The organism is Ruegeria sp. BF7 (assembly GCF_056538605.1).
The window spans coordinates 17,195-37,274 of the sequence record NZ_JBQFTM010000022.1; the positions used below are offsets into that span (position 1 = coordinate 17,195).

Sequence of the window (20,080 nt, forward strand, 5' to 3'; positions counted from 1 at the left end):
AGAATTCAGACTTCTGCCACTTGTTTCACCGCTGGGGCGTCGGAACTCTATTCCGGGGTGCCGCATTTGGGAGATTTTCCGATGCGCGTGACTAAATTTTAGACGCGAACCTCGCCGGTAGGTCGAAAATTAAGCAGATGGGGTCAAATTTACGAATTGGCAGGGTCTGCAATTTGCCAAGTTTGCCGCAATGCAGAAACCGTATGGGTGCCCGCCGCGGGGACGAACCCAGGGGGTGTGTGACGGCTGCGCGAATTGGACCTCGGACACAACCGCCACACGGAACGCAACAACAGTTGCGGGGATCAGGTAGAAGAAGAATGCGCCTATGCGCAAGCCTTCTGCCACGGAACCCGCCAGGAGGATTAAATGAAATCTCTCAAAGCCACACTCGCCGGTTCGGCGGTTTTCGCAGCCATGGCGACAACTGCCCTGTCGGCCGAAGACACCATCAAAATTGGCGTTCTGCACTCGCTGTCGGGCACCATGGCGATCTCGGAGACCACGCTTAAAGACACCATGCTGATGCTGATCGAACAGCAAAACGCCAAGGGCGGCCTGCTGGGTAAACAGCTTGAGGCCGTTGTGGTCGACCCTGCTTCAGACTGGCCCCTGTTCGCCGAAAAAGCGCGCGAGCTGCTGACCGTGCATGAGGTGGACGTGATTTTCGGCAACTGGACCTCGGTTAGTCGCAAGTCGGTCCTACCGGTGATCGAAGAGTTGAATGGCCTGCTGTTCTATCCAGTTCAGTATGAGGGCGAGGAATCCTCGAAGAACGTGTTCTACACTGGTGCCGCGCCGAACCAACAGGCGATCCCTGCGACCGACTATTTCCTGGACGAACTGGGGGTCGAGAAGTTTGCGCTGCTGGGCACTGACTACGTTTACCCGCGTACCACCAACAACATCCTCGAAAGCTACCTGAAAGGTAAGGGCATTTCGGACGAGGATATCTTCGTCAACTACACCCCCTTTGGTCATTCCGACTGGTCCAAGATTGTGGCCGACGTGGTCGCGTTGGGCGCGGATGGTAAGAAGGTCGGAGTAATCTCGACCATCAACGGCGACGCGAACATTGGCTTTTATAAAGAGCTTGCCGCCGCAGGTGTTTCGGCGGATGACATTCCGGTCGTGGCCTTCTCGGTCGGTGAAGAGGAACTGTCGGGGCTGGACACGGCCAACCTCGTTGGTCACCTCGCGGCATGGAATTATTTCCAGTCGGCGGATACCGAGGCCAACGCTGAATTCGTCGAAACATGGAAAGCCACAATGGGGGACGAGCGCGTGACCAACGACCCGATGGAGGCGCATTACATCGGCTTCAATATGTGGGTGAACGCTGCGACTGAGGCTGGCTCGACCGAAGTCGACGCCGTGCGCGCCGCAATGTACGGGCAGGAATTCCCGAACCTGACCGGTGGAACCGCCGTGATGCTGCCGAACCATCATCTGGCGAAACCGGTTCTGATCGGTGAGATTCAGGAAGACGGTCAGTTCGACATCGTCAGCGAAACCGACGTTGTGCCGGGCGACGCCTGGACCGACTTCCTGCCGGAATCGGCGGTTCTGAAATCGGATTGGAAAGACCTGGGCTGCGGTATGTACAACACCCAAACCGAGACCTGCGTTCAGACCCTGTCGAACTACTAATCCTCTCGCAAGGCGGGTGTGACCACCCGCCTTGCCCCAAAGACATTCAGGTTTCTCCACATGTTACGACTTTTCCTTGCGGGCCTCGCAATCCTGTGCGCCTGCCTGACCGCCAACGCGCAAGAGGGTGGGCTGCAACCGATCCTGCAAGAGCATCGGGAGATCATCGCCAAAAGCTCGCGCAAGACGATCAAGCCGGCGATTGATGCGATTGCCGCCAGTGGTTTGCCGCAGGCGCAAGTGATGCTTGAGACATGGGCCGCCAAGAACATGTGGATGCGCAAGTCGGATGGTCACTATTTCGCAGGCACAAAGGCCGAGGGTCGGTCGTATGAATTGACCGACTTCGATAGCGGCGAGGTTGTCGGCACATTTGAGAAATCCGACCTGAAACAGATGAAACCCAACAGCGGTGTCCGTGCGATGATCGGCACCGCGCTGGTGCAGTTCCAGCTGATGGACCCGAGCCGCGCCAAGCGTTCTGCGGCATTGCGTTCTATTCAGCGTGATCCTGATGGGGCCTTACTGGAACCTCTGCGGGCCTCGATCAACGATGAGCCCGATGCTGACCTGATAGCGCGGAAACAACGGCTCGAGCGGCTGCTGACCATCGGTTATGACGAAGATACGACGGCGCGCGTAGCTGCGATTGAAGAAATGTCGGGCGATCTGGGCGTTGACGTCCGCGCGGCTTTGAACCCTCTGGTTGTGACCAAACGGCAAGTCGCTGTCGAGATTCCAACGGATGCCAACATCTCCGCCATACTTGTGCCGGGCGCAGACGCGCTGAGCGCCGCCGAGGCTTATGACCTGTTGGTTGCGCGCGATCTGGCTGCTCCGCGGGTTTCTCCTGATGATATTCGCATCGCGTTGTCCGCCAATATCGACGGTGGGCGGGTCGGAGGCATCCCTGTCGCGCAATTGAACTCTGACGCATCACGTACGCAAGCCTATACAGCGCTTGCTGAGGCCGGGGTGGTGCCCGATCTGGTCACGCAGGCCGATATTGACACGGCGCTGGGCACGCATGTGTTCTTTGAAACTTATGTGGAGCCTTCGCCTGAAGTCACCGCCGCCGCCGAAAAGGCGCTGGAACAGATCGAGTTGAAGGTCGGCCTGAACCAGACGCTGGACCTGACGCTGGACGCGATCTCACTGGCTTCGATCTATTTCCTAGCCGCTATTGGCCTCGCTATCACCTTCGGCGTGATGGGCGTGATCAACATGGCTCATGGCGAGTTCATCATGATGGGCGCGTACACAGGTTACGTCGTGCAGCAGTTCATCCCCGACCACACGCTGTCGATCATCGTAGCGATCCCGATGGCCTTTGCCGTCACCTTCGCCATGGGCGTCGCGATGGAGCGTCTGGTGATCCGTTGGCTCTATGCCCGCCCGCTGGAAACGCTGTTGGCGACGTTCGGCATCTCGATCGCGCTGCAGCAGTTGGCCAAGAACATCTTTGGCACGCAGGCCCGCCCGCTGACCGCGCCCGGCTGGCTGGACGGGGCTTGGGTGCTAAACGACGTGGTCTCGATCAGCTATATCCGCATCGCGATCTTCGTGTTGGCGATGATCTTTCTGGGGCTGTTCCTCTACATCATAAAACGCACCCGGCTTGGGCTTGAGATGCGCGCCGTGACGCAGAACCCGCGCATGGCTGGCTCGATGGGCATCAATCCGGGACGGGTGAATATGCTGACCTTCGGCCTTGGTTCCGGCATCGCCGGAATCGCCGGGGTTGCCATCGGACTTTTTGCCAAGGTCACATCCGATCTGGGCAGTGATTACATCGTGCAAAGCTTCATGACCGTGGTCGTGGGTGGTGTCGGCAACATCTGGGGGGCGCTGGCAGGCGCCGGGATGATCGGCTTTCTGCAAAAGGGGATCGAGTGGATGAACCCGTCGAACACCCTTGCAGCCCAAACTTACATGATCATCTTCATCATCATTTTCATTCAATTCCGGCCAAGGGGGATCATCGCCCTCAAAGGCCGCGCGGCGGGGGATTGAGCCATGGAACGCAGCTTTGTCGCCAAGAACCCGTCCGTGTTGGTCTTTCTGGCCATCCTGTCGCTGTTCACGTTGGGCGTAACCGTCCTGTCCGAAGGGTTCGGGATCGGCGTGATCTCGACCAGTTTCGTCAAGACGCTGGGTAAAACTCTGTGCCTGTGCCTGATCGCCGTGGCAATGGACTTGGTCTGGGGCTTCACCGGTATATTGTCGTTGGGCCATTTCGCTTTCTTCGGGCTGGGCGGTTACATGATCGGCATGTGGCTGATGTACGAACGCACCCGCTTGATTGTAGTCGAATCGTTGTCGCAGGCCGAAGTCCCACCAACACCGTCCGAGGTTGTGGACGCCATCGGAACGCAGATTTTCGGCGTCGTCGGATCGTCGGAATTCCCGCTGATTTGGGCATTTTCCCACAGCCTGACGCTGCAATTGGTGCTGGTCGTATTAGTGCCGGGCCTGCTTGCGCTGATCTTCGGGTGGCTGGCCTTCCGCAGCCGCGTAACGGGCGTGTACCTCTCGATCCTGACACAGGCGATGACCTTGGCATTGGCCCTCTATCTTTTCCAGAACGACAGCGGGTTGCGCGGCAACAACGGACTATCGGGACTTCAGAACTTACCTGGGGTGGCCGCCTCACAGGACATGGTGTCGATCTGGTTCCTATGGGCCTCGGCGCTGGCCTTGGGGCTGGGCTATATGCTGGCCGCGTGGATCGTGTCGGGCAAGTTCGGCTCGGTCATCCGCGGCATCCGCGATAACGAGGCGCGGGTGCGCTTCCTGGGGTATTCCGTCGAGGTCTACAAACTGGCCGTCTTCACTCTGACCGTCTGCATCTCTGCCATCGCGGGCGCGCTGTATTACCCGCAGGCGGGCATCATCAACCCCGAGGAAATGGCCCCCATCGCCTCGATCTACCTCGCCGTCTGGGTCGCAATCGGCGGACGTGGTCGCCTGTACGGAGCCGTCATCGGTGCGGCCTTCGTCAGTCTGCTCAGCACCTGGTTCACGGGCGGGCAGGCACCGGACATCCCGCTGGGGTTCTACACGATCAAATGGGTCGACTGGTGGCAGGTGATGCTGGGCGTGTCCTTTGTGCTGGTCACACTGTTCGCGCCGCAGGGTATAGGCGGGCTGTTCGATCTGTGGACCAACCGTCGCCATCCGGACCGCCACGGCGCCAATCTGGGCCCAGACGACGGCGCCCTGCGTGAGAAGGAGGCCAGCCAATGAGCACCCTGCTAGAAGTCAGCGGCGTTTCCGTCACCTTCGATGGGTTCCGCGCCATCAACAACCTGTCTTTCCAGATCGGTGAGGCTGAACTGCGCGCCGTGATTGGCCCGAACGGGGCAGGCAAGACCACCTTCATGGACATCGTCACCGGCAAGACCCGACCCGATGAGGGCCGGGTGATCTGGGGTGAGAAATCCGTTTCGCTGCTGCGGATGAGCGAAGCCAAGATCGCACAGGCAGGCGTCGGGCGGAAGTTCCAGAAACCCACCGTGTTCGAAGATCAGACCGTGCAGGAAAACCTGCTGATGGCCTTGAAAAACAAGCGCGGCTGGCTGGGGGTGCTGTTCTATCGCCCCTCACCCGAGGATCTGGAAAAGGTCGAAGAACTGGCCGCCGAGATAGGATTGAAGGATGAACTGACCCGCAAGTCCGGCGAACTCAGCCACGGTCAGAAGCAATGGTTGGAGATCGGAATGCTGCTGGCACAGGAGCCGCGGCTTCTTTTGGTTGACGAGCCCGCGGCGGGCATGACCCCGCAGGAGCGCGAGCACACCACCGACCTGCTGGTTCAGGCCGCCAAAACCCGCGCGGTTGTGGTCGTCGAACATGACATGGAGTTCGTCCGCCGTCTGAACTGCAAGGTCACCGTTCTGCATGAAGGTGCGGTTCTGGCCGAGGGTTCGCTTGAACACGTGACATCAAATCAGGACGTCATCGACGTCTATCTGGGGCGCTAGGCGATGTTGACACTGAATGATCTGACCCTGCACTATGGGCATTCGCAAATCCTCTACGGTATCTCGATGGAGGCCGCGCAGGGCGACGTGACCTGCGTGATGGGCACCAACGGCGTCGGCAAGACCAGCCTGATCAAGGCGATTTCCGGAACCCATCCGCGCTCGGGCGGTAAGGTGGTGTTGAACGGTGAGGAACTGGGCATCCTGCCTGCGCATAAGATGGCGTGGAAAGGGGTGGCCTATGTTCCGCAGGGGCGTGAGATTTTCCCGCTGTTGACCGTACGCGAGAATCTAGAAACCGGGTTTGCCTGTCTGCCCGCCAGCGAGCACTTCATCCCAGATGAGATATTCGAACTGTTTCCGGTGCTCAAGAAAACGCAGAATCGGCGGGGTGGGGACCTGTCGGGGGGTCAGCAGCAGCAATTGGCCATTGCACGCGCCCTGATCACCAAGCCGCGCCTGCTGCTGCTTGACGAGCCGACCGAAGGCATTCAGCCCAATATCATCCAGCAGATAGGAGAAGTAATCCGTCATCTGCGAACCCAGGACGAAATGGCTATCGTTCTGGTCGAGCAGTATTTCGACTTCGCCTATGATCTCGCCGACCGGTTTGTCGTATTGCGGCGCGGGGAGATCCTGATGTCAGGTCTCAAGGCGGACCTTTCACGTGATCAGGTCTTGCAGGGAGTTTCCGTTTAGAGATCTACGCGTCGGGCAAAGAGCGCACATTCTGAAAAATGGTACTGAGTTGGTCCGCCGAACTGAGTACCGTGATCGGGTTTGCCCGAGCGCAGTTAATTCTTCGATCTGGCGACTGGTCCGTTTCAGCTTTGCCCTTGGGATCATTGCGGCCGTATTCTCATTCCTGCAACTCGCGCAGATTGCGCCTCGGGTTGGTTGGTCGCTTCTGCGGTTATGCGAACTGTTCCCCAAGGCCGGACGATCGCCGCAAACAGGAAGGTATTTTCTTTCGGGCGGCGCGCAGCAGTGCTTGCAGAGGCGTCAGGCGGGGTCGTTTTCACCCCGCCATTTTCTTACCGGAGAGGGCATTGCCAAGGAGTTTTCTGATTGCAACCCGATCCGAGACGCAAAAAAGCAAAAAATTACCTCGCAATTTCAACGGCCTTTGACGGTCTACGGGAAACCCCCAATACCGGGAAATGGGGTAATTCGTTAACAACAACTTATTGATCGGATCATTTCGAACGATACCACTTTTCCCCTATGAGGGGCTGGCTACATACCCCCTCGGCCGGCCCCTCAGTAAACTGATACAAACCGTTCCGATCCCCCAAAACTACCTACACGTTTTCCCCAGCAACTGCAGAACGTGCGTGACAAGTGCCGGAAGCTCGGTCGCATCGCTGTAGCTGGCGGTGTGCGGAATCTCGGTGACCGGTGATTTGCGATAACCTTCGGTGAACAGAAGAAACGGCACCTGCGCACGGCAGGCCGTTTCTGCATCTACCTCGCTGTCACCTACGAACAGTTGCGGACCAGAGGAGGTGACGGCGGCAAAACTGGCCTCCAGATGAGCCGGGTCCGGCTTGCGGGTGTGCAGGCTGTCGCCACCCAGAACAGCGTCGAAATGATGCGCCAGGTTCATTGCCTCGAGCACATGACGCGCAGGGGTCTCGGGTTTATTGGTGCAGACACCCAACACGCAGCCCATATCGCGCAACTGTTCCAGCGCCCGCATCACGCCGGGATAGACGACGGTTTTGTCACTGGCCGCGGCGTTGTAGTGTGTCAGGGTCTGTCGGGTCAGATCTGCGTGACGGTCCATTGAAAGGTTACAATGCAGGATCACACGTTCCACCAGTTTGGGCAGGCCGTTGCCTACGAATTGTTGAACCTGTTCCAAAGGCAGGGCAGCCACGTCGTTGTCGTGCAACATCCTGTTGGTCGCTGCGGCAATGTCCGCAACGCTGTCCACCAGCGTCCCGTCCAGATCGAACATGATTGTCGCGCTCATCGGCAGCCCCGTCTGATTAATGTCTCGCAAATGACCTCTATCCCGCCTGATTTTTTGACACAATCACATTGGGTTGGAGATTCTGTAAGATCTTGCTTGACATACCTGAGTAAAATAATCAGATTAAACGGGAAGTGAGCAGCCAACCCCATTTCGGGTCAGCCAGATCGAGAAAAACGCGAACAGATCAAGGCATTTCGCCTGAGACCACTTGGAGTTGTCCTGATGAATATGCAGAACCCGAATCCCAGCCAATCCTACGCCGTGTCCTTGCTGCCTGCCCATAAGGCTGAGGACCTGACCAAGGGTGGAAACCTGGCCCATATCGAGCTAGGCGACCAGCTGTACACCCTGCGCATCACTCGCGCCGGCAAGCTGATCCTGACGAAATGAGCGGACGCCACCCTCGCGGCGGGGCGGCCGTTGGTCGCCTTGCCGATCTGAGCCCGGTCGAAGCCGGCGCCGTGTTGTATTTGCGGCTCTGGGGTGACGGTGCGCAGGGTCGCTCGGACGCCGCAAGCGACTTTCAAATCGCGCTGGGCACAGAGAGCGGACACGCCGCGATGATGACGCTGGACCAGTTGTGTTCCTTATGCGCGCATCACGGGCGCCGCCCGCTGATCCGTCACGGGTTGGGCTGTTCCTGTCTGGGCGCGGATGAGAATTGCTTTGCGCAGATGATCGCAGCGGCCTCGGAAGGGGATCGCGAAGACGCGATGATGATGGCCTCGCTGATTGTAAGGGCGGATTTCGCGCCCGCGTTGGCCTCATTGTCCGAAGAGCTTGGACTGGCACTGCGTCGCATGACGGCGTCTGTTCCAGTACCCACGACCGGGCACCAACCTCCCGCGGCCATGCTGCACTAAAGCAGCAGCCAAGCGTAAAACCCCGGCCTTCCTCGTGCCGGGGTCATTCTTGTCAGCAGCACCCGCATCCGGCGTGGTGGTGATCATGATCGCAAGTCGGGGCAGGGGTGTAGTCACCGACCTCAGCCAATACATCCCGCAGCACCCAGAGGATCATGTCCACATCCTCGGCCTCAATGGTCAGAGGCGGGCGGATCTTCAGGGTGTTGTCCTTTGGCCCTTCGCTGCCGATCAGGATGCGGTGATCGCGCATCCGGTTCTTGACGTACTTGCAGATCTCGGTGCCCTCGGACCCGTCGGGGTTGATCAGTTCGACCCCCAGAAACAACCCCATGCCTCGAACGTCTCCGACGCAGCCGAAATCGGCCTCGATCTGGCGCAGGCCGTCTATCAGGCGCGCGCCCATTTCACGGGCGTTGTCCTGCAGGTCTTCGTCATCGACGATATCCAACACCTCTTTGCCGATCCGGCACGAGAGTGTGGAACCGCCGAAGGTCGAGAAGAACTCGATCCCGTTGTCAAAGCTGCGGGCGATCTCTTTGGTCGTCACCAGCACGCCCAAAGGGTGGCCGTTGCCGATGGGTTTGCCCATGACAACGATATCCGGCAGGGCGCCCTGATGTTCAAAACCGAAATAGTATTCGCCCAGACGCCCCAGCCCGGTCTGCACTTCGTCGGCGATGCAGATGCCGCCGGCTGCCCGGATTTTCTCGTATACCGCAGGCAGATAGCCCTTGGGGGGAATGATCTGACCACCGACCGAGGGGAAGGTCTCTGCGATGAACCCGGCCACGCCCTGTTTCTTGTCTTGCAAGGCGGCAATCGCCGGGTCTACGAGGTCAGCGTATTTCCGGGCGCGGTTGGGATCGTCACGTTTGAACGACCCCCGATAATCGTCCGCTACTTCGACCAGTTCGACCCAGTCGGCCTGACCGATCCCGCCCGGCTTGTTGAACTTGTAGGCCGAGATCGCAACCGCCGCGTTGGTGTTCCCATGATAGCCGTGATCCGGCGTTACGATCCCCTTGGCCCCGGTATGGGCCCGGGCCAGCCGGAGGGCCAGTTCATTGGCCTCAGTGCCCGAGTTGACGAAGAAGCAGACATCGAAATGATCCGGCAGTTTCGACAACAGCTTGTCGGCAAACGCGGTTTGTGCCGGGTGCAGATAGCGGGTGTTCGAATTCATCCGCTTCAGCTGATCCGCCGCGACTGCCTGAATGCGCGGGTGTGCGTGCCCCACATGCGGGACATTGTTGTAAGCGTCCAGATAGGGGCGACCCCATTCGTCAAACAGGTGGTGCTTCCATCCGCGCATCAGCATGACCGGATCGTCATAGGTTAGGCTGAGATTGCCCCCGAAGTGATCTTGCCGCCCCTGCAGGATCGTGTGCTTGTCGGTGGGGCGATAGAACACTTTTTCATCCGGCAGGTTCAGCAACGCTGCCGGGTTGGGGCAGATGGCGTGCCACAGCTCTATCTCATCCGGATCGCCGACGCCAGGCCAGTCGTTTTGCATTCCGTCCGTGGTCAGAGCCAGTTTGAAATGCACATGCGGAGCCCAGCCGCCGTTCTGGCTGGCATCGCCCAGTTGGGCAAAGGCCGCGCCCTGTGCCACCGGATCACCCGGGTTCAACCGGTCGCAGACTTCGGGGTCCAGATGACCGTAGAGCGTATAGAACGGATCACCCTCGGGTGTTTCGTGATGCAGGATCACCACCCCGCCATAATCCAGATGCCCTTCGCGGTTCTCGATGGCTTCGACGCGTCCACTCATAGGCGCGTGCAGGACGGTGCCCGCCGGGGCAAACACATCCACCGCCAGATGCACAGTGCGCCGGTCCGACGCCTTCCAAGGCCCCTTGCGGAACCCGAGTTCCGCATAGATCAGCCGGGGTTCGTTGTAGTAACCCAGCCACAGGCCCTCTCCGAACTCCTCACCCACGCGTGCGGCTTCTTCCAGCGGCATGTGAAATGGGTTCTGCGGCCAGGTCGAGCTTTCGACCGACAATGATCCCATGGGAACATCGCTCAGATCCTGGCCGAACATTGGCGCAAACTGGCCGCGATGCTCGGACAGGTAGGCGTGGATGCGCTCAGCCCCGTCTGTGACGGGGAGGTTGCAAGCGGTGCGCAGACGAGCAGGCATCAGGTCACTGTTCAAGCCCGTATTCTCAAGGAACCGCCAGGCCGGGGCCTGGCTGATGGTCACGTAAGGATCGTCCGGGTTATCCTCTGCCATCAGGGTCGAATTCACCACGGACACCGCCAGCCGCATCCGCAGCAACGGCCAGATCAGATCGACCTCATCCGCGCGCAGCCGGTTAGACGCGTGATAGCCACGCACCAGCGCCGCCAATGCGCGTTCGGGTTTGGGATGGTCCAGAACGACATAAGCGCCCGCAATCGCCAGATCGCAGATGCGCGGGGCCGCGCACATGTCGCCCAGATCAATCAGCCCCGAGATGCTCTGGCGTTGCCCCAACTCACCCTCGACCAGAATGTTATAGTCGTTGGCATCGTTGTGGATGGCCTGTTTGGGCAAGCCCGACAGTTGCCCGGAAATCGCGTCGAATTTGCCGCAAATCTCAGAAAGCAATTCACGGCGCAGGGGATCAGTAATCGCATCCAACTGATCGGCGATCCAGCCCGCCTGCGTCAGGTCCCATTTGAAATCCGCGCGATGCAGCCCTTTATGAGAAAACCGCTCCAGCGCTTTGTCGGTCGCGCCCAAAACACGACCCAGCTTCAGGATCAGTCCTTCAGATTTGGGTGCCGTTTTAGCATAGCACCGCCCCGGCAGGCCTTCGAGCAGCCACGCCAGCCGTACCTCTCCGTGTTGATCGGCGATCTCGGGCAGCAGTAATCCGTTCAGGTCCGGGAAAACCTGCGGGAACGGCAGCCCTGGTGCTTCGTCCGCAATATGCGCCAACGCCTTGACTTGCAGGTCCACAAATTCGGCCTCGCAACCCGCACGCATGACCTTGAGCACGTAATCCTGACCGTTCGTTGCCCGAACCATAAAGTTCAGGTCGTATTCGCCATCCAGACGCTCCAACTTGGCGTCCAGCCCCCAATGCTTGCGCAGGGCATTCGCCCAGAATTCCGTCATGCCGCTCATGCGATTTCCAGTTCCTTTATTGCCGGGGGCCTCTTCCCCTAGCCAAGAGGGGGCAGACAGCCCCTTGCCATCAGTCCAATGCACGTAACCGTTTGATCAGCGACGACGTATCCCATCTGCCACCGCCCAGCTTTTGAACATCCTTGTAGAACTGATCGACCAGAGCCGTCACCGGCAGAGACGCCCCGGTCTCGTTGGCCGTCTCAAGGCAGATCCCCAGATCCTTGCGCATCCAGTCGACCGCAAAGCCGTGATCGAAGTGGTCGTCCAGCATGGTTTCATAGCGGTTTGCCATCTGCCAGCTGCCTGCCGCACCCTGGCTGATCACCTCAACGACCGAGTGCCCCTCCAGTCCGGCTTTCTCGGCAAAATGCAGCGCTTCGCTGAGGCCCTGAACCAGACCGGCAATTGCGATCTGGTTGCACATCTTGGTCATCTGACCTGCGCCGCTGTCGCCGATCCGGCGGCAGATTTTGGAATAGACCTGCATGATTGGCTCGGCCGCATCATAGGCGGCCTGATCGCCGCCGCACATAATCGACAGCACACCATTCTCGGCGCCTGCCTGTCCTCCCGAAATCGGTGCGTCCACAAAGGCGATCCCTTGCGCCTGCCCTGCTGTGTACAATTCGCGGGTCACCTTGGCGGAAACGGTGGTGTGATCGACGAAAGTAGCACCCTCGGCCATTCCTTGGAATGCGCCATCTTCGCCTGTGCAAACCATCCGCAGGTCATCATCGTTGCCAACGCAGGCCATCACGAATTCGGTACCCTGTGCGGCCTCTTTCGGGGTGGCGGCCATGGCGCCGCCATGCTGGGCCACCCAGTCCTCGGCCTTTGCTGCGGTGCGATTGAAAACTGTCACCTCATGACCCGCCGCCTGCAGGTGGCCTGCCATTGGATAGCCCATGACGCCCAGGCCCAGAAACGCAACTTTTGCCATTTGGTGATCCTCTCTGCTGTCCGGTCCCATTTCGTTAAGCAGGCCGGAGTGTTGGGCAGAGACAAAGCAAAGCTGCGCCCAAAGAGCAACCCCGCGTCAGGGCTTGCCGCCCAAATCCTGAAGGATCGGGCAATCGGGCCGGTCATCCCCGGCGCAGGCGTCGATCAGATGGCCCAGCGTGTCGCGCATGGCGTTGAGGTCGCTGATCTTGGCCTCGATCTGCGCTAGATGTGCCCGGGCCACCTTTTTGACATCGGCGCTGGCGCGAGTTTCATCTTCGTACAGGGCCATCAGGGTGCGGCAATCCTCGATCGTGAAACCCAAGGCGCGGGCACGGCCCAGAAAGTTGAGTTTGTGCACGTCCTGTGCGCGGAACCGTCGATAGCCGTTGTTGTCTCGCAGCGGTTTGATCAGACCGATATCCTCGTAGTACCGGATCGTCTTGGCAGGCAGCCCGGTTTGGGTTGCTACATCTCCGATATTCATGGCGTGACCTCATGCGTTTCAGGGCCTTGCAGTACCTCAGGCAGGCTGGCCCGCACGCGACGCAGGCGCAGAGCGTTGGAAACCACAAAGACGCTGGATAAAGCCATCGCCCCGGCAGCAAGGGCAGGGGAAAGAAGGTGCCCGCTGAACGGATACAGAACGCCCGCAGCAACCGGGATCAGCAGAATGTTATAGCCGAAGGCCCAGCCGAGGTTCTGACGGATGTTGCGCATGGTGCGGCGGCTGATCTCAACCGCATTGGCCACACCGCGCAAATCGCCGGACATCAGCACCACATCCGCCGTTTCAATGGCCACGTCGGTGCCAGTGCCAATGGCCACACCGATATCCGCCGCCGCCAGTGCGGGGGCGTCGTTGATCCCGTCGCCGACAAAGGCCAGCGTGCCGAATTGATCGCGCAACGCGGTGATTGCGGCCAGCTTGCCATCTGGCAGGACCTCGGCCGTGACGTGGTCGATGCCCAGCCTGTCGGCCAGGGCCTGCGCCGTGCGGGCGTTGTCGCCGGTCACCATCGCCAGCGTCAGGCCCATCGCGTGGAGGCGCTGCAGCGCTTGTCGCGTGCCGGGTTTGATCGGGTCCGAAACCGTCAGCAGCGCCGCAGCCTGACCGTCTATCGCGACAAAGAGCGGCGTGGCACCTTCGCTGGCGCGCTGGTCGGCCTCGGCGGTCAGGTCGGACAGGTCGACCCCGTGCTGCGCCATCAGGCGGGGCGATCCGATCAGGATTTCGCGGCCTTCGATCGTTGCCTGAACGCCCAGCCCGGTCAGAGATTGGAACTCTAAAGGCGATGGCAAATCTGTCGGTCCTGCGCGGCTTATGGCGGTGGCAATCGGGTGCTCGGATTGCGCCTCGACCGCAGCGGCCAGTCGCAGAACAGTGTCGCGGTCAAAGCCGTTTGTGATGGTGATGCCTTCCAGTTCGGGCCGCCCCAGCGTCAGCGTTCCGGTCTTGTCCAGTGCGATCACCTTGGCCTGTTGCAATTGCTGCAATGCGTCGCCCTTGCGGAATAACACGCCCAGCTCAGCCGCGCGCCCGGTGCCCACCATGATCGAGGTCGGCGTCGCCAACCCCATGGCGCAGGGGCAGGCGATGATCAGGACCGAAACTCCGGTGACCAGCGCCATCGGCAGGGCGGGTGCAGGGCCAAAGATCAGCCAGACCGCGATGGTCAGCAAGGCCACGGCAATAACCAACGGCACAAACCAGGCGGTGATCCGGTCGACCAGCCCCTGAATCGGCAGCTTGGCCCCCTGCGCCTGTTCTACCATGCGTATGACCTGCGCCAGTACGGTGTCGGCCCCAACTCGCGTGGCCCGGATCCGCAACGCACCGGTGCCGTTGACCGTACCACCCACGACCTGATCGGCGGGCGCCTTGCCAATGGGCACGGGTTCGCCCGTGATCATGCTTTCATCGACATAAGAAGTCCCGTCGAGCACGTCTCCATCCACCGGTACCCGCTCACCCGGGCGGATTTGCAGGATATCTCCTACCGTGATGTCGGCAATTGGGCGATCGATGATGGCTCCATCCATTTCAACCCGCGCAGTCTTGGGCTGCAGCCCCACCAGTTTACGGATTGCGGCGCCGGTGCGGCCCTTGGCGCGCGCTTCCATCACCCGGCCCAGCAGTATCAGGACCACGATGACCGAGGCTGCCTCGAAATACACATTGGCGCTGCCTTGCGGCAGAAGCTGCGGCGCAAAGGTCGCGGTGACCGAGAACAGGTAAGCCGCGCCCGTGCCCAAAGCCACCAACGCGTTCATGTCCGGTGATCCACGCAGCAGTGAGGGGATACCCTTGTCATAGAACACACGTCCCGGTCCCAGTAACAGCAGTGTGGTCAGAGCAAACTGAATGAAATGGCTGTTCTGCAGCCCGATGGTGGCGTGTACCCAATGGTGGAAGGCCGGGATCATGTGACCCCCCATCTCGAGCACGAACACGGGCAAGGCCAGAACGGCGGCAAGTGCCGTCACTTTGACCAATGTGTGGGTTTCTTCGGTTTTTGCATGGTCGGTCGATGTGCCAGCGCTATCCGCCACACGGGCCGGATACCCGGCGTCTTCAGACCGTTTCGCCAGTGCCTGCGGGTCGGTTGCTCCGTCAATATAGGTGATCGTCGCGCTTTCTGTGGCCAGATTGACCTGAGCCTCGACTACGGCTGGATCAGCTTTCAAAGTGCGTTCGACTTTGGACACGCAAGAAGCACAGTTCATGCCGCCGATCTTCATCGTTGTTTCCCGTGTCGCTGCCGGGTAACCGGCGAGGCTCAGCGCTTCGGTCAGCGCCCCGATCTGACCGTCATATGTCACCTGCGCGGTTTCGGTCGCGAAATTGACCGAGGCCTCTGACACCCCCGGCACGTCGCGCAGCGCGGTTTCCACCCGCCCCACGCAAGACGCGCATCCCATGCCCGAGATTTTCAGCTGAATTGTCTGCGGCGTGGCCATCCGACTCATCCTGTAGAGAACTTCTCCCTCCAGATGGGGGTTCCAGTCACGGGAAGGTCAAGGGGTCATGTCAGATTTATAGGAATTTACTAGCGGGGGAGTCAGCGGTCGAAAAGCTGATCTAACAGCAGGGAATCGTACATCACGGGCGGAGAACTGCGCACAGACTCCGGCGAGGCAAAGAAGGCCAACGTCAGGGCCGCGACCAATAGCAGAGCGCCAATCGCGCAAAAGCTGGCAATGTTCAACGCAGATCGCAGCATGTGTAGGGCTCCTTACATTTGTTGTGACCAGTCCAGTCAGGGAGTCAGGACCGCTGGGCCAATTGCTGTTTCAGTTTTTCGTTCTCGGATTGAAGCTGCGCCAGTTGCTGCCCAAGCGCGTTCAGATGCGGGCGCAGCTCGGCCTCGGTAAAGCGCGGAGTGATGTGGCGCGGGCAATTCCAGTCCAGCGCTTCCACCCGGATGAGGGCGGCACGCTCGGCGGGGGCTTCGGCACCGTCGGGGTACAGGCTTGCCGCTGCGGCCTCACCCTCGGAGAACTCTACCCGGCCAAGTATCTTGAGCCGCCGTTGGTTGGCATAGTCCATAAGGATCAGCGCAATCCGGTCGTTTCCGTCCAGATTCCCGCGCGAGATATACTGTTTGTTGCCGGAAAAATCTGCATAGCCGATGGTTTGCGGGCCCAGCACCTTCAGGAATCCGACAGGCCCGCCACGGTACTGGACATAAGGCCAGCCGGTTTCGGACACGGTGGATTGATAAAAACCGTCGCGCGCCTGGATGAATGCCTTTTCGGTCGGTCCGATCTGATGCCCTTGCTGAGGGCCGCCTTCGATGAACTTGGCGTAGGTCCCGGCCGAGCCCATCCTCTCCTGATGCGCCCGGACGGCCGGGGTAAAGGTCAGTTCGGAAAAGGCGCGTGGCATGTTCTATCCTTTCACAGGCCTAATTCGGTCAGGCTGGGGTGATCGTCGGGACGGGGACCCAGTGGCCAATGGAACAGGCGGTCGGCCTCCGAAATTGGAAGATCGTTCAACGAGGCATGACGCTTGGCCATTCGGCCATCCTCGGCGAACTCCCAGTTTTCGTTGCCGTAAGAACGGAACCATTGACCACTGTCATCCCGCCATTCATATGCATAGCGTACGGCGATGCGGTTGCCGGAAAAGGCCCAGAGTTCCTTGATAAGCCGGTACTCCAGCTCTTTGTTCCACTTGCGCGTCAAAAAGGCATAGATGCCGGTGTGTCCGGTCAGGAATTCGGCGCGGTTCCGCCACTCGCTGTCATCTGTATAAGCCGGCGTAACTACATCTGCGTCGCGGCTGTTCCAGGCGTTTTCCGCCATGCGGACTTTCCGAGTGGCGGTTTCCAACGTGAAGGGGGGCAGAGGGGGGCGGTTCATATTTTAGTCTTTCATGTCAAAACGGCTGCAATCATCGCCAGGGCCAAAATGACCGGGACATATTGAGAAGAGAAAAGGCTGGAATGGCGTCTCATCTGATTGCTCCAAGGTTAACAGATCGGTACATCTAGCGTTCAATATGTACCGATCGGTAAACTTTTGCAAGTTTTATTTTGAAACCTTGCGCAGGCTCGCTCGGAGGTTGTGATTTAAGCAATCGTTCATTATGTACTGACCTGTACACTCAGGAGTTCGTATATGCGCCCGAACAAACGTGACCAACTGGTCCGCAAGGCCCTGCAGGTTTTTTACCGTGACGGGTTTCATGCCACCGGAATGGACAAGCTGGTGGTTGAAACGGGGGTGTCCAAGACCTCGATGTACAAGCATTTCCGCACCAAGGAGGACTTGATTCTTGCGGCGTTGCAGCTGCGGGACGAGAACTTTCGCGAAGACTTCCTGCACCGTATCAGTGAATTGTCCGACACTCCGGCCGGGCAATTGATCGCCAGTTTCGATGCGCTGGGCGAGTGGTTCAGTGAGGAAGACTATCGCGGCTGCATGTTTATCAAGGCCGGTGCGGAATATCAGGAAAAGGATCATCCGATCCACAAACAGTCGGCGGAGCACAAGCAGATATTACTGGATCATTTCACCGATCTGGCCCGCCAGGCCGGTGCGCGCGACCCAAAACATCTGGCCTGTCAGATTGTGCTGTTGCAGGAAGGTGCGATTGTCGCGTCGGTGTTTCTGAAATCCTGTGATCCGGCACACGATGCCAAAGCGGCTGCTCAGATTCTGTTGGACAACGCGCTGGTCTGAACGGAGCGTGATCGCAAAACGACGTTGCGTTGCGCTGCCTCGGGGCGGATTGGAGTGCGAAACCTCCAAAGCTAGGCTGTACATGCAAGGGCGAGGGGAGAGTCGAATGCCGCTTTTTACCACCACCGCAGGTTGGGTGACCGAAGAGCACAAGATGTTTGCCGAAATGGCGGACCGGTTTATGGGGGAAGAACTGACACCCAATCTCGACCGCTGGAACGAAAACGGCGTTGTTGATCGTGACATGTGGCGCAAGGCAGGTGACATGGGGCTGATGGCCGGAGCGATCCCCGAGGCCTATGGCGGTGTCGGCGGTGGTATCGGGTTTGATGCGGTGACGCTCTACGCGCAGGCCTCGCATGGGGATTCCGGGTGGGGTTACGCGATCCAGTCCATCGTCGTACACTATATCAGCACTTATGGCAGCGAGGATCAAAAGCAGAAATGGCTGCCGCGTCTGGCCTCGGGTGAGATGGTCGGCGCGCTGGCCATGACCGAGCCCGGAACCGGATCGGATGTGCAATCCATCCGTACGACCGCAGACAAGGACGGTAATTCATATCGGCTGAACGGGTCCAAGATTTTTATCACCAACGGCCAGTCGGCGGACCTGATCCTTGTGGCCTGCAAGACCGACAAGACGCAGGGGTCAAAGGGTGTCTCTTTGATAGCTGTGGAGACCGGGGGAGCCGAGGGATTCCGCAAGGGCCGGAACCTCAAGAAGCTGGGAATGAAGGCCAATGACACGGCCGAGTTGTTCTTTGAAGATGTCAAGGTGCCGATGACCAACCTTCTTGGTACGGAAGAAGGGCAGGGCTTTTACCAGATGATGAAACAGCTGCCGTGGGAGCGCCTGACCATAGGGATCGGGGCGCTGGGCGCGATAGATTTCGCCATCGCGGAGACGGTGAAATACACGCAGGAGCGTAAGGCGTTCGGCCAACGGGTGATGGATTTTCAGAACACCCGCTTCAAACTGGCCGAGTGCAAGACCAAGGCCGAGGTCCTGCGCAGCTTCGTCAATGACTGTATCGCGCGGCTCGAGGCGGGAACGCTTGATGCTGCCACGGCCTCGATGGTGAAGTATTGGGGATCGGAAGTTCAGAACGAGGTCATGCACGAATGCCTGCAACTGTTCGGCGGTTACGGGTTCATGATGGAATACCCGATCGCCCGCCTTTACGCGGATGCGCGGGTTCAGATGATCTATGGTGGTACCAATGAGATCATGAAGGAACTTATCGCCCGGTCTCTGGATACTTAACAATTCCGGGGGTTTTCCCGTCCGTCGCCAGTGTTTCTGGCCCAACGGAAGGAGGACGCAAGGCCGAAGGCCGCGCTGGGAACTCCAGTGCATTTCTTACAACTGTGGCACTTGATCAATTTGACCTTGCAGCCACACGCGGAATGACCTGAGCGGTTCGGATTCCGCGCGCGATTGCGGCCAGACAAGATAGAAATCCCCAAGGCTCACCCCCGGTCCGCGCCAGGCCCGTACGAGTCGACCCGCCTCTAGGTCTGCTTCGATCAGGTAGCTTGGTAGCAATGCCACGCCTAGCCCGTGTATTGTTGCCTGCCCCATGGTCGAGAACTGATCGAACAACATACCGTGTATTCCGGTAGCCTCATGGCCTTGTGTGGTGAACCACCTTTCCCAAGCGTCCGGGCGTGTTTCAAGGTGCAGCAAGGGGGCCGCCGTCAGCCATCCGATGTCATCGGCGTCATCGGGCAGCAGGTCGGGTGAACACACCGGCAGCACATCTTCTCGCATGATACGCAGGTAATTCACACCGGCCCAGTCGCGCTGGCCGAAGTGGATCGCGGCGTCGAAATGCTCGGCGTCAAAGTCAAACGGGCGCAGGCGGGTGTTCAGGTTCACCGTGACCTCCGGGTGGCGACGAGCGAAATCTTGCAAGCGCGGTGCCAGCCAGTGCATACCGAAGGCGGGAAGGATCGACAGGTTCAGCGATCCTCCGGTGGGGTTGGCTTTCAGCTTCAGCGATGCCTGCGCCAGATGTGTCAGTGCAGCGCGCGCAACTTGCACGTATTCTTTGGCCGCTGGTGTCAGGTGCAACCGCATTTGACTGCGCTGGATCAAGTCCACACCCAATTGTTCCTCCATCGACTTAAGCTGCCGGCTGATCGCGCTTTGCGTTAGTGACAGTTCCTCGGCGGCGGCCGAGGCGCTGCCGAGGCGGTCAACAGCCTCAAGCGCAAGCAAAGACGGGATCGAGGGCAGGAAGCGACGCGGGGCGATCATATGACATATCCTCATACCTTTCGGATGGAATATCACTGGCATTTGCTGCGCACCAGCCCGATACACATACAGGCTTTTCTTTTGGGTGACCGCTTAAGA

At 59.4% G+C, this 20,080-nt stretch carries 18 protein-coding genes; 9 read left to right on the plus strand and 9 right to left on the minus strand.

The window, feature by feature from the left end:
- Nucleotides 1-369: 369 nt before the first annotated feature.
- Genes urtA through urtE form a run of 5 tightly spaced genes read left to right on the plus strand, consistent with a single transcriptional unit; the run spans nt 370 to nt 6,332 of the window.
- Nucleotides 370-1,650, plus strand: a complete 1,281-nt coding sequence (gene urtA, locus ACR0IK_RS22665; protein WP_480643387.1) for an urea ABC transporter substrate-binding protein — start codon at nt 370-372, stop codon at nt 1,648-1,650.
- 60 nt (nt 1,651-1,710) lie between these two features.
- Nucleotides 1,711-3,663, plus strand: a complete 1,953-nt coding sequence (gene urtB / locus ACR0IK_RS22670) for an urea ABC transporter permease subunit UrtB (protein WP_480643388.1) — start codon at nt 1,711-1,713, stop codon at nt 3,661-3,663.
- Nucleotides 3,664-3,666: 3 nt separating this feature from the next.
- A complete protein-coding gene (gene urtC / locus ACR0IK_RS22675) occupies nt 3,667-4,896 on the plus strand; it encodes an urea ABC transporter permease subunit UrtC (RefSeq protein WP_480643389.1) in 1,230 nt (409 codons plus the stop codon).
- A complete protein-coding gene (gene urtD, locus ACR0IK_RS22680; protein WP_480643391.1) occupies nt 4,893-5,633 on the plus strand; it encodes an urea ABC transporter ATP-binding protein UrtD in 741 nt (246 codons plus the stop codon). Before urtC ends, urtD begins: the two co-directional genes overlap by 4 nt.
- 3 nt (nt 5,634-5,636) lie before the next feature.
- The gene (gene urtE / locus ACR0IK_RS22685; RefSeq protein ID WP_480643393.1) at nt 5,637-6,332 is read left to right on the plus strand and encodes an urea ABC transporter ATP-binding subunit UrtE; all 696 of its coding nucleotides are present in this window, start codon (nt 5,637-5,639) and stop codon (nt 6,330-6,332) included.
- 598 nt (nt 6,333-6,930) lie between these two features.
- Here the strand turns inward: urtE and gph are convergent.
- Nucleotides 6,931-7,608 carry a phosphoglycolate phosphatase gene (gene gph / locus ACR0IK_RS22690; RefSeq protein ID WP_480643394.1) on the minus strand — a complete coding sequence of 226 codons (678 nt, stop codon included), beginning with the start codon at nt 7,606-7,608 and terminating at the stop codon, nt 6,931-6,933.
- A gap of 225 nt (nt 7,609-7,833) precedes the next feature.
- Here gph and hemP point away from each other — a divergent pair, with 225 nt between their 5' ends.
- Together hemP and ACR0IK_RS22700 are read left to right on the plus strand one after the other, a co-directional pair.
- Nucleotides 7,834-8,001, plus strand: coding sequence for a hemin uptake protein HemP (hemP, locus tag ACR0IK_RS22695; RefSeq protein ID WP_480595335.1), 168 nt, complete (start codon nt 7,834-7,836; stop codon nt 7,999-8,001).
- Nucleotides 7,998-8,474 carry a hypothetical protein gene (locus tag ACR0IK_RS22700; protein WP_480643395.1) on the plus strand — a complete coding sequence of 159 codons (477 nt, stop codon included), beginning with the start codon at nt 7,998-8,000 and terminating at the stop codon, nt 8,472-8,474. The genes hemP and ACR0IK_RS22700 overlap by 4 nt, the downstream gene beginning before the upstream one ends.
- 52 nt (nt 8,475-8,526) lie before the next feature.
- On the opposite strand, the gene ACR0IK_RS22705 is transcribed toward ACR0IK_RS22700, so the two are convergent.
- The 7 genes from ACR0IK_RS22705 to ACR0IK_RS22735 form a co-directional block, all read right to left on the minus strand.
- On the minus strand, nt 8,527-11,592 hold the full coding sequence (locus tag ACR0IK_RS22705; RefSeq protein WP_480643396.1) for an aminotransferase class III-fold pyridoxal phosphate-dependent enzyme: 3,066 nt from the start codon (nt 11,590-11,592) through the stop codon (nt 8,527-8,529).
- 70 nt (nt 11,593-11,662) lie between these two features.
- Nucleotides 11,663-12,535, minus strand: coding sequence for an NAD(P)-dependent oxidoreductase (locus ACR0IK_RS22710; protein ID WP_480643397.1), 873 nt, complete (start codon nt 12,533-12,535; stop codon nt 11,663-11,665).
- Between the two features lie 96 nt (nt 12,536-12,631).
- Nucleotides 12,632-13,021: a Cu(I)-responsive transcriptional regulator gene (cueR, locus tag ACR0IK_RS22715; RefSeq protein WP_480595331.1), complete on the minus strand. Its 390-nt coding sequence runs from the start codon at nt 13,019-13,021 to the stop codon at nt 12,632-12,634.
- Complete coding sequence (locus ACR0IK_RS22720) at nt 13,018-15,495, minus strand: heavy metal translocating P-type ATPase (protein WP_480643399.1); 2,478 nt, start codon at nt 15,493-15,495, stop codon at nt 13,018-13,020. The genes cueR and ACR0IK_RS22720 overlap by 4 nt, the downstream gene beginning before the upstream one ends.
- 101 nt (nt 15,496-15,596) lie before the next feature.
- A complete protein-coding gene (locus ACR0IK_RS22725) occupies nt 15,597-15,758 on the minus strand; it encodes a hypothetical protein (RefSeq protein WP_480643400.1) in 162 nt (53 codons plus the stop codon).
- A 44-nt stretch (nt 15,759-15,802) separates the two neighbouring features.
- Nucleotides 15,803-16,423 carry a pyridoxamine 5'-phosphate oxidase family protein gene (locus ACR0IK_RS22730; protein WP_480595328.1) on the minus strand — a complete coding sequence of 207 codons (621 nt, stop codon included), beginning with the start codon at nt 16,421-16,423 and terminating at the stop codon, nt 15,803-15,805.
- An 11-nt stretch (nt 16,424-16,434) separates the two neighbouring features.
- Complete coding sequence (locus tag ACR0IK_RS22735) at nt 16,435-16,899, minus strand: nuclear transport factor 2 family protein (RefSeq protein ID WP_480643401.1); 465 nt, start codon at nt 16,897-16,899, stop codon at nt 16,435-16,437.
- A 258-nt stretch (nt 16,900-17,157) separates the two neighbouring features.
- On the opposite strand from ACR0IK_RS22735, the gene ACR0IK_RS22740 reads away from it, so the two are divergent.
- Entirely contained in the window at nt 17,158-17,721 is a 564-nt protein-coding gene (locus ACR0IK_RS22740) for a TetR/AcrR family transcriptional regulator (protein ID WP_480643402.1), read from the plus strand.
- Nucleotides 17,722-17,827: 106 nt separating this feature from the next.
- Entirely contained in the window at nt 17,828-18,985 is a 1,158-nt protein-coding gene (locus ACR0IK_RS22745; RefSeq protein ID WP_480643403.1) for an acyl-CoA dehydrogenase family protein, read from the plus strand.
- Between the two features lie 96 nt (nt 18,986-19,081).
- Here the strand turns inward: ACR0IK_RS22745 and ACR0IK_RS22750 are convergent, their stop codons facing one another.
- Entirely contained in the window at nt 19,082-19,981 is a 900-nt protein-coding gene (locus ACR0IK_RS22750; protein ID WP_480643404.1) for a LysR substrate-binding domain-containing protein, read from the minus strand.
- Nucleotides 19,982-20,080: the final 99 nt, after the last annotated feature.

What these genes read in the sequence shown, in the direction of transcription:
- cueR (WP_480595331.1), bottom strand. Translation starts at nt 13,021, where the DNA reads ATGAATATCGGAGATGTAGCAACCCAAACCGGGCTGCCTGCCAAGACG.
- gph (WP_480643394.1), bottom strand. Translation starts at nt 7,608, where the DNA reads ATGAGCGCGACAATCATGTTCGATCTGGACGGGACGCTGGTGGACAGC.
- urtC (WP_480643389.1), top strand. Translation starts at nt 3,667, where the DNA reads ATGGAACGCAGCTTTGTCGCCAAGAACCCGTCCGTGTTGGTCTTTCTG.
- ACR0IK_RS22720 (WP_480643399.1), bottom strand. Translation starts at nt 15,495, where the DNA reads ATGGCCACGCCGCAGACAATTCAGCTGAAAATCTCGGGCATGGGATGC.
- ACR0IK_RS22730 (WP_480595328.1), bottom strand. Translation starts at nt 16,423, where the DNA reads ATGCCACGCGCCTTTTCCGAACTGACCTTTACCCCGGCCGTCCGGGCG.
- ACR0IK_RS22710 (WP_480643397.1), bottom strand. Translation starts at nt 12,535, where the DNA reads ATGGCAAAAGTTGCGTTTCTGGGCCTGGGCGTCATGGGCTATCCAATG.
- urtB (WP_480643388.1), top strand. Translation starts at nt 1,711, where the DNA reads ATGTTACGACTTTTCCTTGCGGGCCTCGCAATCCTGTGCGCCTGCCTG.
- ACR0IK_RS22705 (WP_480643396.1), bottom strand. Translation starts at nt 11,592, where the DNA reads ATGAGCGGCATGACGGAATTCTGGGCGAATGCCCTGCGCAAGCATTGG.
- ACR0IK_RS22750 (WP_480643404.1), bottom strand. Translation starts at nt 19,981, where the DNA reads ATGATCGCCCCGCGTCGCTTCCTGCCCTCGATCCCGTCTTTGCTTGCG.
- hemP (WP_480595335.1), top strand. Translation starts at nt 7,834, where the DNA reads ATGAATATGCAGAACCCGAATCCCAGCCAATCCTACGCCGTGTCCTTG.
- ACR0IK_RS22745 (WP_480643403.1), top strand. Translation starts at nt 17,828, where the DNA reads ATGCCGCTTTTTACCACCACCGCAGGTTGGGTGACCGAAGAGCACAAG.
- ACR0IK_RS22725 (WP_480643400.1), bottom strand. Translation starts at nt 15,758, where the DNA reads ATGCTGCGATCTGCGTTGAACATTGCCAGCTTTTGCGCGATTGGCGCT.
- ACR0IK_RS22735 (WP_480643401.1), bottom strand. Translation starts at nt 16,899, where the DNA reads ATGAACCGCCCCCCTCTGCCCCCCTTCACGTTGGAAACCGCCACTCGG.
- ACR0IK_RS22740 (WP_480643402.1), top strand. Translation starts at nt 17,158, where the DNA reads ATGCGCCCGAACAAACGTGACCAACTGGTCCGCAAGGCCCTGCAGGTT.
- ACR0IK_RS22700 (WP_480643395.1), top strand. Translation starts at nt 7,998, where the DNA reads ATGAGCGGACGCCACCCTCGCGGCGGGGCGGCCGTTGGTCGCCTTGCC.
- urtE (WP_480643393.1), top strand. Translation starts at nt 5,637, where the DNA reads ATGTTGACACTGAATGATCTGACCCTGCACTATGGGCATTCGCAAATC.
- urtD (WP_480643391.1), top strand. Translation starts at nt 4,893, where the DNA reads ATGAGCACCCTGCTAGAAGTCAGCGGCGTTTCCGTCACCTTCGATGGG.
- urtA (WP_480643387.1), top strand. Translation starts at nt 370, where the DNA reads ATGAAATCTCTCAAAGCCACACTCGCCGGTTCGGCGGTTTTCGCAGCC.